This is a genomic window from Collinsella sp. UBA1693, from assembly GCF_002320115.1.
Lineage (GTDB): Bacteria > Actinomycetota > Coriobacteriia > Coriobacteriales > Coriobacteriaceae > Collinsella > Collinsella tanakaei.
In genome coordinates, this window is record NZ_DCJT01000012.1 from 101,175 (window position 1) to 117,660 (window position 16,486).

The following is a 16,486-nucleotide window of genomic DNA, read 5'->3' on the forward strand; positions in this document are numbered from 1 at the left end:
GCGGCGCACCGAGCATCCGTTACGCCGCCCGTCCGCCGTTTGTGGCACGGTGTCGGCCGGCTACGGAGTCAAGCCCAACTACCAGGCAGCCCCAGCGCTGCGACCATCACGTGCGCCAATGCGCCGCCCCGCTCGACACGGGGCAAACCGACGTTGGCGCGAGGATTAGGAGGTGCGATATGTCCAAGTTGACCCGCACGATTCATCAGCTCCACCAGCTGCGCCGCCAGCAGAAGAACGTTCAGACCAGCGAACTCGACCGCCTGGTGGTCTTTGCGGCAACCCACCGTCCCGGCGATGTCTTTGGCCAGCTCGATACCGGCGAGGCCGGCCTGGACCCCGAGCTTGCCCGCGACCTCACCGGCGTCTACGGAAAGAACGTGGTGGAGGAAGAGCGCCACGAGCCCAAGTTCAAGCGCGCCGCCGCTGCTTTTGTGAGCCCGTTCACGCTGATCCTGGCAGCACTGGCGGCGGTCTCCGTCTACACCAACGTGGTCATGGCGGCACCCGGCGAGGCCGACCCCTCCACCGCCATCATCATCGGCATCATGGTGCTGATCTCCGGCGTTCTTCGCTACACGCAGGAGTCCAAGAGCGAGAGCGCCGCCAGCGCCCTCAAGAACATGGTGACCACCACCTGCTGCGTGATCCGCGGCGGGGACGCCGGGCGCGAGATCCCCATGGAAGACGTGGTGCCTGGCGACATCGTGAAACTCTCCGCCGGCGACATGATCCCGGCCGATGTGCGCATCATCACAGCCAAGGATCTGTTTGTGACCCAAGCGGCGCTCACCGGCGAGAGCGAGCCCGTGGAGAAGACGGCCGAACCCGTCGAGATCGAATACCACGGCCGCGGGACCTCGATCGCCATCGACGACTGCACCAACATCGCGTTCTCCGGCACCACCGTGCAGAGCGGATCGGCTACCGCCGTGGTGCTGTGCACCGGCAAGCACACCTATCTGGGCAAAGTCGCCCGCGCCCTGGAGGTCAAACCCACGCGCACCAGCTTCGACGTCGGCGTGGCGGCGGTGTCGCGCGTACTGGTGGCGTTCATGCTGATCATGTGCCCCATCGTCTTTGTGGTGAACGGCATTACCAAGGGTGACTGGCTGGATGCGCTGCTGTTCTCCATCTCCATCGCGGTGGGCATCACCCCGCAGATGCTGCCCGTCATAGTGACCACCTGCCTGGCCCGCGGCGCCACCAACATGTCGCGCCAGGACGTGATCGTTAAGAACATCAACGCCATCCAGAACCTGGGCGCCATGGACGTGCTGTGCACCGACAAGACCGGCACCCTCACCCAGGACAAGGTTATCCTGGAGCGCCACATGGACGTCCACGGCCGCGATGACGACCGCGTACTGCGCCACGCCTATCTCAACAGCTTCTTCCAGACGGGACTGAAGAACCTTATCGACGTCGCCGTGATCGAGAAGATGGATGAGCTGGCAGCGGCCGATCCTGCGCAAGCGGGCATGAGCGAGCGCTACACCAAGGTGGACGAGATCCCCTTCGACTTCGAGCGCCGCCTGATGAGCGTTGTCGTCGCCGACCGCAGCGGCAAGACCCAGCTGATCACCAAGGGCGCCGTAGAAGAGGTGCTGGGCATCTGCACCTGCGTGGAGTACGACGGGCAGGTGCGCCCGCTCACCGACAATCTGCGCGATCGCGTGCTCGAGCGCGTCCGCGGCTTCAACGACGACGGCATGCGCGTGGTCGCCGTGGCGCAGAAGACCAATCCCCGCCCCGTCGGTTCCTTCTCGACCGCTGATGAAAGTGACATGGTGCTCATAGGCTACCTTGCGTTTCTCGATCCGCCCAAGGAGAGCGCCGCTGCAGCCGTCGCGCGCCTGTCCGAATACGGCGTAGGCGTCAAGGTCCTTACCGGCGACAACGAGGGCGTCGCGGCGGCGGTGTGCCGTAAGGTGGGCATCGACCCCTCCGGCATGCTGCTGGGCAGCGAGGTAGACGGCCTCACCGACGAAGAGCTCGCGGCCCGCGCCGAGGGATGCCAGCTGTTCGCCAAGCTCTCTCCCCTGCAGAAGCAGCGTGTGGTAAGCGTGCTGCGCGAGCAAGGCGGGCATACCGTGGGCTTTATGGGGGACGGCATCAACGACGCCGCGGCCATGCGCGCCAGCGACTGCGGCATCTCCGTGGACACCGCCGTGGACATCGCCAAGGAGTCCGCCGACATCATCTTGCTGAAGAAGGACCTCATGGTCCTGGGACGCGGCATCATGGAGGGACGCCGCACCTACGGCAACACCATCAAGTACATCAAGACCACCGCGAGCTCCAACTTTGGCAACGTATTCTCCGTGCTGGTCGCCAGCGCTTTCCTGCCGTTTTTGCCCATGACCGCCCTGCAACTGCTGCTTTTGGGAGTAGCCTACACCGTCTCCTGCACCGCGATCCCCTGGGACAACGTTGACGAGGAGTTCCTGCGCGAGCCCAAAACCTGGGACGCCAAGTCCATTGTCTCGTTCATGCTTTGGCTGGGCCCCACCAGCTCCGTCTTCGACATCCTCACCTACGCCGCGATGTTCTTCGTCATCTGCCCCATGGTGGTGGGAGCGCCCTTCGCGCAGCTAACCGATCCCGCGCAGATCGCCCTGTTCGCCGCGGTGTTCCAGAGCGGTTGGTTTGTCGAGTCCATGTGGACCCAGACCTTTGTGCTTCACATGCTGCGCACCGAGCACGTCCCCTTTGCGGGCAGCCGTCCCGCGGCCTCGCTCACCGTGCTCACGCTCGCCGGCGTCGCCGTGGTGACCGCGCTTCCCTACGTGCCCGGCCTGGGGGCGGCACTTGGCCTGAGCCCGCTGCCGCTGCCCTTCTTTGGGCTGCTCTTTGCGTGCATGGCGCTCTACCTGCTGCTCTGCGGCGCGGTCAAGGCCCTGTACGTACGCCGTTACGGAACGCTGCTGTAGCCGCCGGACAGCCAGACCCCCGCATTCGACGTCCGCGTATCCCATCCATCAGGCCCCTTTCTCCTTGAAAGGGGCCTTTCTTGCGTGGATCCAACCGTTTAGCAGCCGCTCGTCCAACCATGCGAGAGCGGTTCTCACGGATAATCGCATCAATTTCGATTTCCTTCGAGTAGCCCAGCAATTCCGAGCTTAAAACCGCTGGTATTGAATTGCTACAGTTCTTGTATAGAAAGCGCTTTTCAAAATGAATGCAATTATCCGTAAGAACCATATGCGAATCCGACAATCATTCAGTCACGAGTCTCCAAAAAGTCCAGACACCCTGAAAGCAGCGGCGGCCGCGCAAAGACGCACCTCCGAAGCGGATCGCGCGCCTCGTCAACCGTCCAGCACCGACCAATCGGTCAATATTGTCTGCCTTAGCACCTTTTCAGCATCCGCCATCCTGCTACTAGGCGGATTCTGGCGAATGCCAAGCTTTGATCCCAAATGCGATGCAAACAGATCAAACTTCTCCTCGTCGCTTATCTGCTTATAGGTGATTCGCAGCACGTCGTTCCCCATATTCTCCAATGCTAGAGCCCGGTCATCATCGCTCTCAGAAACCTCCGCTCCGCTATGGGTCATTCCTCCCTGACACTCGACTATCGTCGTAGGACGACGAGCAGTCGCAAGCCAAGTGAGGTCACCCTCCGCATACGAAAGGCCGCATATCGTGCGTGCGTCCTCGCTTAAATCGATCCTGAAGTTGTTTTGCACGCCACTGAAGCCGCGCCCGCCAAGGCGGCGCGGCGCGCAAAGCAGCATAGAGGCACAGGCTTCAAACGGGCTTCGAGTCACTCCCGTCACGTAGCGCATCGCTTGAGCGAGCTTCTTTCTCCCGCGAACACCCTTCCCCCTATCGATAAACTCATGCACTTGATCCATGGTCAGCAAAGGCGGCCTCTGCCAAAGCCCGCTTGGATTTCCCTTGGCATCACGAACCATCTTCCATCCACCATCAAACTCCCACTCGGGCGCGGGCGGCAGACCCCTGCACGCTTCCTCAAGCACCTGCGTGGGGGTAAAGAACGTAAACTTCCCTACGAACTCATAGAGCAGCATTGCGAGCTTGATTGGCGAGAAGCGATATGTCAGCATGAGCAGCGTAAGCAGTGGCGAGGTCACGGAAACATCATGCGGGCTCTCGAGAATCGAGCCCGTGGGCAGCGGCCCGTCCCATCGGTGCGGCTTGACCAACGTAGAGTGCAAAAGGCTCCTCCTGGTGTCTAGCGCATGGATTGGCAGGCCAAAAATCTCCGACACCGTTGGGCTTCCGCGCATCTCGCTGCGACCAAACGGTGTATCGAAGTCGGGTAGGTTCGGCATCATGTAAAGGTATCGCGGTGGGACGCGATAGAGCTTCAACGCCGATATGTCACAAAGTATCTTCTCCATTCCCAACACCCCCATATCCAAAACCCTAATCTGTATTAAACGGGCAGGACCATACGGACGGCAAGCGGGCATTGTCCATCGTTTAACGGTATCTACCTGCTGCTATTCACATATCCATCGATAGATTGGAGCAAGCAATTTGTAAGAAAGGGCGCATATCCCAAGAGATACTTGTGAACAACGGCTACTGAGAGTCACCCCTTTGGACCATGTAAACCGAAAACGAAAAACTCGAGAATTCACGTCAACACGGTTCTCGCGGATAATCGCATCGATTTCGGTTTTCCTCGAGTAGCCCAGCAATTACGAACGTAAAACAGCTGGTTATTAATTGATATGTTTCTTGTATACAATTCAGTTTTCAAAATAGATGCGATTATCCGTAAGAACCTTGCCTTTCAAAATCGCCCTGATCGGCAAAACCCGCGCAACTCGCGCGGAGGGCCGCCGTGCTTAGTGGGCCCGCGGTGGCTCAGCCTGCTACTATGCTGCAGAAAGCACATAGCGCACAACGCGCGCCACCCCGAAAGGACGGACATGCAGGCCATCATCTTCGACATGGACGGAACCCTCATCGATACCGAGCGCGTAAGCCAGGCCTCCTGGCGCGCCGCCGCGGCGGACCTGGGCATCGAGATTCCCGAGCGCATCTTGCACGCATTCGTGGGCCTCTCCATGAAAACCGCCCACACCATGATCGACGATGAGTTTGGCGATCCCGCGCTTACCGACCACCTCTTCGCGCGACGCAACAAGATTTACAGCGACACCTGGATTGACCAGCTGGAACTCAAGCCCGGAGCGCGAGAGGCCATCGATGCCGTGCACCAGCGCGGACTCAAGTGCGCCCTGGCAACCTCCAGTGAACGCGACCGCGCGCTGTTCTGCCTTGACCACTTTGGCCTGAGCTCCGCTTTCGATGCGACCGTTTTCCACGAGGACATCGCGCATCCCAAGCCAGCCCCAGACGTCTACCTCACCTCTGCAGAGCGCCTGGATGTCCCCGCGCACGAATGCGGCGCCGTGGAAGACTCCTTCAATGGCATCCGCGCTGCAACGGCGGCGGGCATGACCGTTTTCATGGTTCCGGACTACAACGCCCCCACGCCGGAGATCGAAGGTCTTTGCACCGCGGTGCTTCCGTCGTTGACGGAGCTTCCCGGCGCGATCGACCTTCAGCTCACGGACTAACCGCATCGCGAGCACCCTGCCAAAAAAAGCAAGCAACCCCGCCAAGCGCTGGCAGCCCCATCTTCAGGGCCGCGGGAGCCGGGCGTCCCATCATGCCCCAACCCTCGCCGCCTGTATCCGTTTTGCGCGAGACGCCCATGCGGCGCAAGCGGCGTCGCAGCTGTCGTATCCTTGTAGCATTCAACCTGCAAGGAAAGCGAGCTCCATGCCAAAGCAGACCAAGAACCCATCCCACAAGCCATCGCATGGCGAAGGCGCAAGCCGTCCCCGCAAGGCCTCGTCCTCCAAGAAGGCGGCTCGCGCGAAGAGCCCCGTGCCCAAGAAGGCAAACGTCAACGCAGGCGCCAACAACACAAGCACCGTCGGCGCCGCACGCCCGTGGCGCCCGGGCCGCGAGAAGTTTCTACCCGTAACCCGCGCGGACATGGAGGCCCGCGGCTGGGATCAGTGCGACTTCGTCTACATCTGCGGAGACGCCTATGTGGACCACCCCAGCTTTGGCATGGCCATCATCACCCGAGTGCTCGAGGCGCACGGTTACCGCGTGGGCATCATCTGCCAACCCGACTGGCGCGACCCCGCAAGCATCCAAGTCCTGGGCGAGCCGCGTCTGGGCTTTCTTGTGTCCGCCGGCAACATGGACTCCATGGTCAACCATTACTCGGTCACTAAGCACCGCCGGCACACGGACGCCTACACCCCCGGCGGCGTCGCGGGCGCGCGCCCCAACCACGCGGTCGCGGTCTACGGCAACCTGATCCGCCGCGCCTACAAGAACACGCCCCTCATCATCGGAGGCATCGAGGCGAGCCTGCGCCGCCTGGCCCACTACGATTACTGGTCGGATAAACTCAAGCGCTCCATCCTTCTCGACTCCGGCGCGGACCTTTTGATCTACGGCATGGGCGAGCATGCGGTGGTGCAGATCGCCGACGCCCTGGACGCCGGCTTGCCCGTGGACCAGATCACCTACGTGGACGGCACGGTCTACCGCACCTCCAGCGAGGGAGCGCTCGGCCAGGTCTTTGATTACGAGCTACTTCCCTCTTGGGACGAGCTCGAAGCCGACCGCCTGGCATATGCCCGCAGCTTCAACGTGCAATACCGCAACATGGACCCCATCACGGCAAAGCGCCTGGTGGAACCCTATCCCAACGGGGTGTACGTGGTGCAAAACCCGCCTTCCACCATCCTCACGGAAGCAGAGATGGACGAGGTCTACGAGCTGCCCTACGCGCGCGACTGGCATCCGGACTACGACGCGGCGGGCGGCGTGCCCGCGTTTTCCGAGGTAAAGTTCTCCATATCGTCCAACCGCGGGTGCTTTGGCGAGTGCTCGTTCTGCGCGCTGACGTTTCACCAGGGGCGCGTGCTGCAGACCCGCAGCCACGACAGCATCGTCCGCGAGGCGCGCGAGCTGACGCGCGACCCCGAGTTCAAGGGCTACATCAACGACGTGGGCGGCCCCACGGCGAACTTCTTCCGCACCGCTTGCGACAAGCAGCTCAAGCACGGCGTATGCCAAAACCGTCGCTGCCTTTGGCCCACGGTGTGCCATAACATGGTGGTGGACGAGAGCGGCTACACAGCGCTGCTTCGCGATCTTCGCCATCTGCCCGGCGTGAAGAAGGTCTTTGTGCGAAGCGGCATCCGCTTTGACTACACCATGGCCGACGCCAGCGACGAGTTTTTGCGCGAGCTGCTGCAGCACCACGTGAGCGGCCAGCTGCGCCTGGCGCCCGAGCACGTGAGCGACGCGGTGCTCTCGGTCATGGGCAAGCCGTCGAGGTCGGTTTACGATGCGTTTTGTCGACGCTTCGACGCACTCAACCGCGAGTACGGGCTGGAACAGTACGTGGTGCCGTACCTGATCAGCAGCCACCCCGGCTCGACCATGAGGGAAGCCGTGGAGCTTGCCTGCGCGGTGCGAGACATGGGATACATGCCCGAGCAGGTGCAGGACTTCTACCCCACCCCGTCGACCATGTCCACCTGCATGTACTACACCGGCGTCGACCCACGCACCATGAAGCCCATCTACGTGGCGCACGACCCGCACGAGAAAGCCATGCAGCGCGCGCTGATCCAATACCGCAAGCCCGAGAACTACAAGCTGGTCCGCGAGGCGCTTGAGAAGGCCGGCCGCCAGGACCTCATTGGCTTTGACAAGAAGTGCCTAATCAAGCCGTATCCGCCCAAGGCGAGCGAGCTTGCAGGAGGCAAGGGCGCCTCTCGCGGCGCCGGCGGTCGCAGCGGCATCGGTGGCGCTTCGCGCGGCAGCGGCGGTCGCAGCGGCAACGGCGGTGCCGGACACGGCAGCGGCGCCGGGCGCGCCAGCGGTAGCCGTGGCGCTGGCAGGGGCGGCGGCAATGGCAGGAGCGCGAGTCGCGGGGGCGGCAAGGGACGCGGCACTCGCAACGGCAAAGGTTCATCGTCCAAACAATAGAAAGAACCACGTTTGAATAAAAGGGAGAACCACTTGTTGCGGTTCTCCCTTTTTGATTGCGAATTGTATAAACACGCCGGTCGCACCGGGTGCGAACAAGGCCGAGGCATGGGCGCGAGCGCGTCATGGCTCGCTCCAATTGCCGGCTCGTCAGTCTGCGGGCGGATTGGGCGACGGCTCCTCGCCGGCGGGCGCATGGTGACGGGGCGCACCCCACGCCATGGCGAACAGCTTTGCCCCCGCGATGAGGCAGGCCAGCAGAAGAGCGATGAACGCGACATCCGGCAGCGCGGCAGAAATGGGCTCGATGATGTAGGACGCGGCGTTGATGGAGAGATGGAGCACCATGGGATAGCGAAGGTCTCGTGTTTTCCAGTAGACCCAGCCCATTGCCAGGCCCAGCAAAAACGCGTAGGTGCTTTGGACGATGTTGAGATGCAGCAGGCCGAACGCGGCGGCTTGCAGGGCGTTCGCGATCCAAAACATGCGGTCGTTGATGGGTGCATGGGACGCGGGGCCACGATAGCCGCTCACGGCGCGCAAGGCGTACTCGAGCATGACGCCGCGGCACACGATCTCCTCGCCCACCGCCGCCAGCACCGTTACCGAAAGTACGCTCAGCAGGGAGAAATCGCTTGAACCGGCGCCGGCAGAATCCATGAGCTCGGTGTACTCGTCCATAACATCTGGGAACAGCGGCAAGATCAGCGTGAGCGCCACGCCCAACACGAATTGAAGGCCCACTCCCAGCAGCGCCAAACCGGCGACGGATCCCAAACGGCGCCTGAGCGGGGGAAGCGCTTCCGCGCACGGAACAAGGGTACTTCGCGCAACGTGGCGCCACCAGGGCCACATCGCCACGATTCGCACCACCTGGGTGAGGACGACTATTGGGGTAAGGCTATCTATCAGCACCGCCGCCTGTGCTTGGGGCAGCACGCCCGCCTGGGCCGCGAGCTCTATGAGCAGCATGCCGACTGCGGAAAAGACGATTTGGATCATCATGTCGGTCGCCACCACGCCCGCTAGCGACGCCACCCATCTCCAGCGATGCGAACGCTGGGGCTGGTCGACGGGAGCTGGCAACGATAAGGGTGCAGACGCTGGCAGCGGAGGCTCGCCCGCCGGGCGCGGGGCCTCTTCTGTTGGGCGCGGGGCCTCTCCCTCCGAGTTCGCATGCTCTTCTGCGGAAACCTCGGCCAACGAAACCGGCGCCGGATGCGGGGGCTCCTTTGTTGGGGCAGACCCGCCAAGGTCATTGTTGAGATCTTGAGTCATATGCGCTCCCGTCGGACAAATTGCCTTTACGGGTTATTCCCCATCTGAGGCCAAAGGTTGCACGGAGGCGTGCGGCGCCCCGAGAACGCCCGCGGGAGAGATGTCGAAGGGAAATGTGCCGCACCTGTTGAAGGCGGCGATGAACATTCGTATCGCGTTTGAAGGAGTTGTCCCCACTTGCTGGGTCGCAGCCGCGAAGGCCGCCTTTTCTTCAGGCAAGACCTTCGCGACGACCGGGGTCATGTGCTCTGCCATGGTTAGTCCTAACAGATATGACACTAGTACGTTTGCGCGCGCAAGCGGCTGGGCAAAAAGCGCGCGCCGGGTGTGATTCTGGTGCGTTGGTATTACTTAGTATTACTTAGTTATACCCCGTGAGAAAGAATATACCAGATGCTCGCTAAGAGCGCAACGAACGGGAGGGACTATTCGAAAGTGAAGGCGAAACTGAGAGGTTTAGATTGCCGGTGGATGAGGCGGGAGACCCTTGGAATAGGTCGTACCGCCTTGGGTTGGTCAATGAGGGCCACGAAGCGGGGATCCCCCGGCTTATGCACGGACCAAAAGGATCGATTTAGCGACTTCTATAGCGCGACGATCTCCCAGCGAGCCCTGACGCTATGCAGCACCATATAGCGCTAATTATTCTTGGCGACATTACTCTAATATACGTCTGTTAGAAGACAGATGACGCAGCGCACGTAGAAAGACCGGCAGGCCTTCTGGGCCTATCGGAGCCCAGCACTACCCGCCTCGCGGCCCTCATTGACCATCCCGAAACGGTACGACTTTTAAGGCTGAAAACCAGCTGCATAAAACGATTGATTTCGACACTACAATTGCATATCGAACCAATGGGCGCAAAAAAGCGGGCCCAGTAAAGGACCCGCCTTGAAATGAGAACAAGCTATGTTAGATCTGGCTGCGCCCTGGCGATTAAGCGCGGCTGGAGCGTCCGCCGCGGTCTCCCGGGCGACGGCTTCCGCCGCGATTGTTTGCGTGGGGCGCAGAATGGCCGCCGCGCGAACCGTAGTTACCGCGATTGTCGCGCCCGCCGGCACGTCCGCCGCGAGAACCGCGTCCACGGCGGTCGCTGGGCTCATCGTAGTTGCGCCAGGTATCGCGGGCGCTACGCGAAGTAGCCAGCACTTCCTCGCCGCGAGGACGGTCAAAGCGGTCGGAACGGGGGCGGTCCGAACGAGAGGAGCCGCTGCGAGCGCGGTCGAAGCGCTCCCCGCGCGCGCCGCGTTCATCGCGAGAACCGCGGTCCGCGCGATCGCTATTGGCGCCGCGGCCGCCACGGTCGCGACGCGGCTTAGAGTCGGAAGCCTCCTGCGCGCGCACGCGGGTCTTTCCTGCGCGCTTGCGTCGAGACGGCTTGGGCGCGGTCTCGAGAGCCTCGTCGCGCGGACCGTCCTCGCGAGTCAGCTTGGAAGCGCGAGCGGCAGGCTGTCGCTCGGCCTTGGCGTCTTCGTCGAAAGAGCGCTTGGAACGAGGTTTAGCCTCAGCGGTGTCGCCTGCGGGGCGCTCATCGCGCTGCTTTCGCGGACGACGGGGGGCACGCCCCTCGCCCTTGGGCTTGGAGCCCGCCTCCGCCTTGGCGCGGCGACGCTTCTTGGCTTTCTTGCCAGCTGGCTTGTCGGCCGGAACGCGATCGGGATCGACGGCGGGCGGGTTCTCGCCCAACTCGAGGCCCTCGGCATCGTAAAGGTCCGCGGTCTTGCCCATCAGAGCCTCAATGTCGAAGAACTCATCGATATCCTGGCTGGTCACGACGGTGACAGCCCAGCCAACCTCGCCGGCGCGGCCGGTGCGGCCGATGCGGTGGATGTAGTCCACGGGCTCCTCGGGCACGTCGAAGTTAACCACGTAGCGCACGTCGGTAACGTCGATACCGCGGGCGAGAACATCGGTCGCCACCAGCACGTCGCACTTGCCGGCGCGAAACGCCTTGAGCGCCCGCTCGCGCTGGGCCTGGCTGCGGTCGCCGTGGATGGCGGCGCAGGAAATGCCGGCGCGTGCCAGACGGCGACAGCACGTGTCGGCGCGGCGCTTGGTGCGGGTGAAGACGATGACGCGCTCGGTGCCCTGCGCAAGCAGCAGGTCTGCCAGGACCCCGTTCTTCGCCTCAAGCGAGACGGGCAGCAGGTACTGCTCGACGGTCTCGGCGGTGGAGGTGGCAGGGGCGATCTCGACGCGCGCCGGATCGCTCACCAGATCGGTAATGGAGCCCACGGCGGCCTCGTCCAAGGTCGCGGAGAACAGCAGGGTCTGTCGATCGGCGGGCGTATAGCTTACGATCTTGCGGACGGCGGGCAGAAAGCCCATGTCGAGCATGCGGTCGGCCTCGTCCAAAACCAGGACCTGAACCTCGTCCAGCATGCAGGCGCCCTGGTCGATGAGGTCGACCAGGCGGCCCGGCGTGGCGACCAGGATGTCGCACCCGCGCTTGAGGGCGCTCTTCTGGGGGTTGTATGACACGCCGCCCACCACGGTGACGGCGGTATGACGGGTGCGGGCGGCGACCTTTTTGCAGACGTCGTCGATCTGCTGGGCGAGCTCGCGCGTGGGCGTGATGATGAGCATGCGGGGACCGCAGCCCACGGACATCGCGCGGCCGCGAGCGCGCTTGACACGCGGCAGCTTGCTCATGGTAGGCAGCAAGAAGGCGGCCGTCTTGCCGGTGCCGGTCTGCGCGGCGGCAAGGATATCGCGGCCGGCCAGGACCTGCGGAATCGCCATTGCCTGGACGGGAGTGGCGTGCTCGTAGCCAAGGTCTTCCACCGCGGCCAGGACCTCATCGGAAAGGCCAAGGTCGGCGAAACGGGCGAGCTCATCGGCAGCGTCCGCGGATTCGGACGAGAAGGAGGCGTCGGCAGCGGTGTCGAGCATCTCGAGCTCGTCGTTGTTCTGTGCAGTCATGCAGTTGTTTCCATTCTGGCAGGGTTCGCCGGCAAATCGGTCGCACGTCTGGAGCGCGGTCGGTGTCGCGCGAACGCTGCAGGTTAGCTATCAGGCAAATTCAAAGGCGCGCGGGAGGATGGATGCCGCGCGGGCGGATCGCGAAAGCCGAAAAGGCCGTGGCGATGGAGCAGGTTCCGCCAAGCGCTAAGTATATGGGGCATCGCCCCGTTCCTCCCCTGCCGCGAATAAACAAGCACTCAAACCCCACGTTTACCGCCCAAGTTGCAACGTCTGCCGATTGGATGTGGCAACACCGCGCGTTAGTCGTATAGGGCGCCAGCGAAAACGGCGCGCCCCGCCCCACGTCCTTGCGAATACTACGTCCTTGCGTGAATGGACGGTTTATTCAGCTTCCCATACACCCCCAGGGGGTATGGGTGATATAGTAAGCCTCAGTAAACACGCGAGAGGAGCATGCTATGGCTCATGAGAGATTCGATGTCGGGGGCATGACGTGCGCTGCCTGCCAAGCGCATGTTGACAAGGCGGTCTGCAAGCTCGACGGCGTGCAGGAGGTCGCCGTCAACCTGCTCTCCGGCTCCATGACGGTCGACTTCGACGCCAACAGAGTAAGCGCGGAGGAGATCTGCTCCGCCGTGGACCGGGCGGGCTACACGGCCTCCCTCGCCGGCGGGTCAGCGGGCGCGCCGGGCACGGGCGGGGCCGCCGGGGTGGCAGGCGGCGCGCGCTTGACGGGAGCGGCGGGAGCTTCTCGTCCAGAATCGCCCACAAAGAAGCTGCAAGCGACCGCCGACGCCATGAAGGGGCGCCTTGCGGTGTCGCTGGCGTTTTTGGTCCCGTTGTTCTACATAGGCATGGGCCATATGCTAGGCTGGCCGCTGCCCGCCGCGCTGGGCGACCACGACCACGCCATGACGCTGGCGCTGGCCGAGCTGCTGCTGCTGTTGCCGATTCTATATGTGAACAGCTCGTACTTCACCGGCGGTTTCAAATCGCTCGTCCACGGCGCGCCCACCATGGATGCCCTGATCGCCATCGGCGCGAGCGCCAGCGTGGCGTGGTCGGTCTACGCGATGTTCGTCATGGCCGACCAGCTAGCCGCGGGAGATGTCCACGCCGCGGCGACCACCGCTATGGACAACCTGTACTTCGAAAGCGCAGGAACCATCCTGTCGCTGGTCACGGTAGGAAAGTATCTGGAAACGCGCGCAAAGTCCAAGACGGGTGGAGCCATTGAAAAGCTCATCGACCTGGCGCCCAAGACCGCGTGCGTTGTGGACGAGGACGGCAGCGAATCCACCGTGGCGGCAGAGGCGATCCTACCCGGCCAGGTCATACGCGTGCGCCCCGGCGAATCCGTGCCCGTAGACGGCGTTGTGCTGGAAGGCGCAAGCTCTATCGATGAGAGCGCGCTGACCGGTGAGTCGATCCCCGTAGAGAAGAACCCCGGCGACACCGTATCCGCCGCGACCATCAACCGCACGGGCACGTTCACGTTCCGCGCCACCCGCGTGGGCGCGGACACCAGCTTGGCCAAGATTATCCAGCTGGTAGAAGACGCCAACGCAACCAAAGCCCCCATCGCCCGCCTGGCGGACAAAGTCGCCGGCGTCTTTGTTCCCGTGGTACTGGCGATCGCCGCGGTGACGTTTGCCGCATGGATGATTTTCACCGGCGACGTCAACGAGGCCCTTACCGCAGCGGTCGCCGTGGTGGTTATCAGCTGCCCGTGCGCACTTGGCCTGGCCACGCCAGTCGCCATCATGGTGGGCACCGGCAAGGGAGCGGAGATGGGTGTGCTGTTCAAGAACGCCGAGGCGCTTGAGAACCTGCGCGGCGTTGGCACCGTGGTGCTGGACAAGACCGGCACCATCACCGCGGGAGCTCCCAACGTGACCGATGTCCTGCCCGCCACCGGCCCGGACGGCGCGCCCGTCATGAGCGAGAAGGCGCTGATGAAGCTCGCCGCCGCACTTGAGAAGGGCAGCGAGCACCCGCTGGCAGAAGCCATCATGGCCCGCGCGGACCAGATGGGCATAGTCGCCCGCCGCGTAGAAGACTTCCAAGCGCTGCCCGGCCGCGGCGTGACCGCGCGCGAGGGCGCAAACCAGATCGCCGCCGGCAACGACCGCCTTATGGCTGATCTTGGCATAGAGGTCGACCGGGCCGTGCGAGAGAGCTTTGCCCACGAGGGCAAGACGCCGCTGTTCTTTGCCAAGAACGGACACCTTGTTGGAACCATCGCGGTTGCGGACGAGGTCAAGCCCACCAGCGCTCAAGCCATCGCCGCCCTGGATCGCCTGGGCATCAAGACCGTTATGCTCACCGGCGACAACGCGTTGACCGCGCAGGCGATCGCAAAACGCGTGGGCGTGGCGCGGGTGGTCGCGGACGTCTTGCCCGCAGACAAGGAGCGTTTGGTACGCGAGCTGCAAGACGCCGGCGAGCGCGTGGCGATGGTGGGAGACGGCATCAACGACTCGCCCGCCCTGGCGCGAGCCGACGTTGGCCTGGCGATAGGCGCCGGCGCGGACGTGGCCAAAGAGGGCGCGGATGTGGTTCTTATGCACAGCGACCTTCTTGACGTGCCCCGCGCCATCGAGCTTTCGCGCGCCGTCATCCGCAACATCAAACAGGATCTGTTCTGGGCCCTGTTCTACAATTCCCTTGGCATCCCGCTGGCGGCAGGCGTCTTCTTCCCCATCTTGGGATGGCAGCTCTCGCCCATGTTTGGCGCTGCGGCGATGAGCCTCTCGTCGCTATGCGTGGTGGGCAACGCCCTTCGCTTGCGCGGATTTAGGGCGAGCGAGTAGCAGCGTGGTGTCCGCACGCGCGAATATGCGACGATGCGACCCCGCCGCTTCCTTGGCATGCACCTCTGGCATGCGCCTCTATACACCCTTGGCATTACACCTTTGATTGAAAGGACGACACCATGAAGTACATCATCAAGACCGAAGGCCTTATGTGCGGCCACTGCGACGCGTCTATGGAGACCGAGCTTTTGAAGGTCGCCGGCGTGACCGGCGCCGACGCCGACCACGAGACCCAGACCGTTGAAGTCGAGACCAGCGAGGCCGTCGACACCAACCTGCTCGCTCAGGCGGTACATGCCGCTGGCGAGAAATTCCACGCCCTCAGCGTCACCGAAGCCTAGGGCGGGCTGCGCCATGATGGCAGACCACGATCGCACGATGCGCCTGCTCAAGACGGCGCGCGGCCAGATCGACGGCATTATGCGCATGGTCGAGGAGGACCGCTACTGCATCGACATATCCACCCAGCTGATGGCGACGCAGTCGCTTCTCGCCCGCGTAAACGCCGACGTCCTCAAAGCCCATATCGAGCACTGCGTGCGCAAGGCGGCGGACTCAGGCTCGCCGCTGGAAAAGGAGCAGAAACTGCAGGAGATCGAGAAGGTCATCGATAAGCTCGTGAAGTAGGACCACGAGCTACGCGGCAAACTGCGCGGGCTCGCCAGATGGGCCGATTATTTCTCCAATGGCAAACCCTTTTCACAATGCCGTAAGGCACCCTAGCGGCATCCTCGTCCACAAAATGGAGCGAGGATGCCGCTTTTTTGCGCTTTTAGGTCGGCGCGGCGGGTTGGGTGGCGTAGCATTGGGCATAATTGGTCTTTGACCATAGTGAAGGAGCTTGCACATGCAGGATTTTATGAAAGGACGCTACGGCGTCGATGACCTTACCCTTAGCCTTGGCGTGCTTGGCATGGTTCTCGCCCTGATAGGGTCGCTTGCCAGCCTGGCGCCGCTTTCTTGGATCGCACTTGTGGTGGTGGTCCTGGCGATTTTGCGCGCATTCTCCAAGAGCATTCCGGCCCGCGAGCGCGAGAACCAGATGTTCTTGGATCTGGCACGCAAGATTCCGGTTGTAGGGCCGCACATTGGCTGGCTTGACCGCGAAAAGGGCCCGCGCTCCGCATCGAGCGCGTCCGCGCAACGCCCCGCACAGGGCTCCGGCCCCGACTTTGGCCGCACCAAGCGCACCGCCGAGCGCATGTGGCGCGAGCGCAAGACCACGCTGTTCTTCCGCTGCAAGACCTGCGGCGCCATTCTTTCCGTTCCGCGCGGCAAGGGCCACATTCGCGTGACCTGCCCGCGCTGCGGCACCAAGGTGGAAAAGGTTTCCTAATCGAATGACCCGGCAGGCGATGGCAGTTTGCCATGACCTGCAAAGACGGCACTTCTATTTGCATGCATTTGATGAACTCGCTGGAGATTGAGGTCTCTGGCGAGTTTTTTTTCTTTGATACGAA

Annotated in this window: 11 protein-coding genes; 7 read left to right on the forward strand and 4 right to left on the reverse strand. The window is 62.9% G+C overall.

Translation table 11 applies throughout. From position 1 onward, the window contains the following. The first annotated feature begins 179 nt into the window (after positions 1–179). Positions 180–2,933 (forward strand): magnesium-translocating P-type ATPase, encoded by a 2,754-nt coding sequence (gene mgtA / locus B3H65_RS08810; RefSeq protein ID WP_286684946.1) that lies wholly within the window; start codon positions 180–182, stop codon positions 2,931–2,933. Positions 2,934–3,311: 378 nt separating this feature from the next. On the opposite strand, the gene B3H65_RS08815 is transcribed toward mgtA, so the two are convergent. Next, positions 3,312–4,184 carry a hypothetical protein gene (locus tag B3H65_RS08815; protein ID WP_286684947.1) on the reverse strand — a complete coding sequence of 291 codons (873 nt, stop codon included), beginning with the start codon at positions 4,182–4,184 and terminating at the stop codon, positions 3,312–3,314. A 723-nt stretch (positions 4,185–4,907) separates the two neighbouring features. Between B3H65_RS08815 and B3H65_RS08820 the strand changes: the two genes are divergently transcribed. Next, on the forward strand, positions 4,908–5,561 hold the full coding sequence (locus B3H65_RS08820) for an HAD family hydrolase (protein WP_286684948.1): 654 nt from the start codon (positions 4,908–4,910) through the stop codon (positions 5,559–5,561). A gap of 205 nt (positions 5,562–5,766) precedes the next feature. Beyond that, positions 5,767–8,007 (forward strand): YgiQ family radical SAM protein, encoded by a 2,241-nt coding sequence (locus B3H65_RS08825; RefSeq protein ID WP_286684949.1) that lies wholly within the window; start codon positions 5,767–5,769, stop codon positions 8,005–8,007. 150 nt (positions 8,008–8,157) lie between these two features. Here the strand turns inward: B3H65_RS08825 and B3H65_RS08830 are convergent, their stop codons facing one another. The 3 genes from B3H65_RS08830 to B3H65_RS08840 all read right to left on the reverse strand — a co-directional run bounded on the left by B3H65_RS08830 (position 8,158) and on the right by B3H65_RS08840 (position 12,207). Then, a complete protein-coding gene (locus B3H65_RS08830; protein ID WP_286684950.1) occupies positions 8,158–9,285 on the reverse strand; it encodes a CPBP family intramembrane glutamic endopeptidase in 1,128 nt (375 codons plus the stop codon). 33 nt (positions 9,286–9,318) lie between these two features. Then, entirely contained in the window at positions 9,319–9,540 is a 222-nt protein-coding gene (locus tag B3H65_RS08835) for a type II toxin-antitoxin system RelB/DinJ family antitoxin (protein WP_286684951.1), read from the reverse strand. A 681-nt stretch (positions 9,541–10,221) separates the two neighbouring features. Continuing rightward, entirely contained in the window at positions 10,222–12,207 is a 1,986-nt protein-coding gene (locus B3H65_RS08840) for a DEAD/DEAH box helicase (protein ID WP_286684952.1), read from the reverse strand. 461 nt (positions 12,208–12,668) lie between these two features. Here B3H65_RS08840 and B3H65_RS08845 point away from each other — a divergent pair, with 461 nt between their 5' ends. From B3H65_RS08845 to B3H65_RS08860, 4 genes are all read left to right on the forward strand, one after another. Further along, complete coding sequence (locus tag B3H65_RS08845) at positions 12,669–15,023, forward strand: heavy metal translocating P-type ATPase (protein ID WP_286684953.1); 2,355 nt, start codon at positions 12,669–12,671, stop codon at positions 15,021–15,023. 122 nt (positions 15,024–15,145) lie between these two features. Next, on the forward strand, positions 15,146–15,367 hold the full coding sequence (locus tag B3H65_RS08850; RefSeq protein WP_286684954.1) for a heavy-metal-associated domain-containing protein: 222 nt from the start codon (positions 15,146–15,148) through the stop codon (positions 15,365–15,367). A 13-nt stretch (positions 15,368–15,380) separates the two neighbouring features. Continuing rightward, a complete protein-coding gene (locus B3H65_RS08855; protein WP_286684955.1) occupies positions 15,381–15,653 on the forward strand; it encodes a metal-sensing transcriptional repressor in 273 nt (90 codons plus the stop codon). Between the two features lie 220 nt (positions 15,654–15,873). Next, positions 15,874–16,362, forward strand: a complete 489-nt coding sequence (locus B3H65_RS08860; protein ID WP_286684956.1) for a hypothetical protein — start codon at positions 15,874–15,876, stop codon at positions 16,360–16,362. The last annotated feature ends 124 nt before the right edge of the window (positions 16,363–16,486 follow it).

What these genes read in the sequence shown, in the direction of transcription:
- mgtA (WP_286684946.1), top strand. Translation starts at nt 180, where the DNA reads ATGTCCAAGTTGACCCGCACGATTCATCAGCTCCACCAGCTGCGCCGC.
- B3H65_RS08820 (WP_286684948.1), top strand. Translation starts at nt 4,908, where the DNA reads ATGCAGGCCATCATCTTCGACATGGACGGAACCCTCATCGATACCGAG.
- B3H65_RS08825 (WP_286684949.1), top strand. Translation starts at nt 5,767, where the DNA reads ATGCCAAAGCAGACCAAGAACCCATCCCACAAGCCATCGCATGGCGAA.
- B3H65_RS08830 (WP_286684950.1), bottom strand. Translation starts at nt 9,285, where the DNA reads ATGACTCAAGATCTCAACAATGACCTTGGCGGGTCTGCCCCAACAAAG.
- B3H65_RS08835 (WP_286684951.1), bottom strand. Translation starts at nt 9,540, where the DNA reads ATGGCAGAGCACATGACCCCGGTCGTCGCGAAGGTCTTGCCTGAAGAA.
- B3H65_RS08840 (WP_286684952.1), bottom strand. Translation starts at nt 12,207, where the DNA reads ATGACTGCACAGAACAACGACGAGCTCGAGATGCTCGACACCGCTGCC.
- B3H65_RS08845 (WP_286684953.1), top strand. Translation starts at nt 12,669, where the DNA reads ATGGCTCATGAGAGATTCGATGTCGGGGGCATGACGTGCGCTGCCTGC.
- B3H65_RS08850 (WP_286684954.1), top strand. Translation starts at nt 15,146, where the DNA reads ATGAAGTACATCATCAAGACCGAAGGCCTTATGTGCGGCCACTGCGAC.
- B3H65_RS08855 (WP_286684955.1), top strand. Translation starts at nt 15,381, where the DNA reads ATGATGGCAGACCACGATCGCACGATGCGCCTGCTCAAGACGGCGCGC.
- B3H65_RS08860 (WP_286684956.1), top strand. Translation starts at nt 15,874, where the DNA reads ATGCAGGATTTTATGAAAGGACGCTACGGCGTCGATGACCTTACCCTT.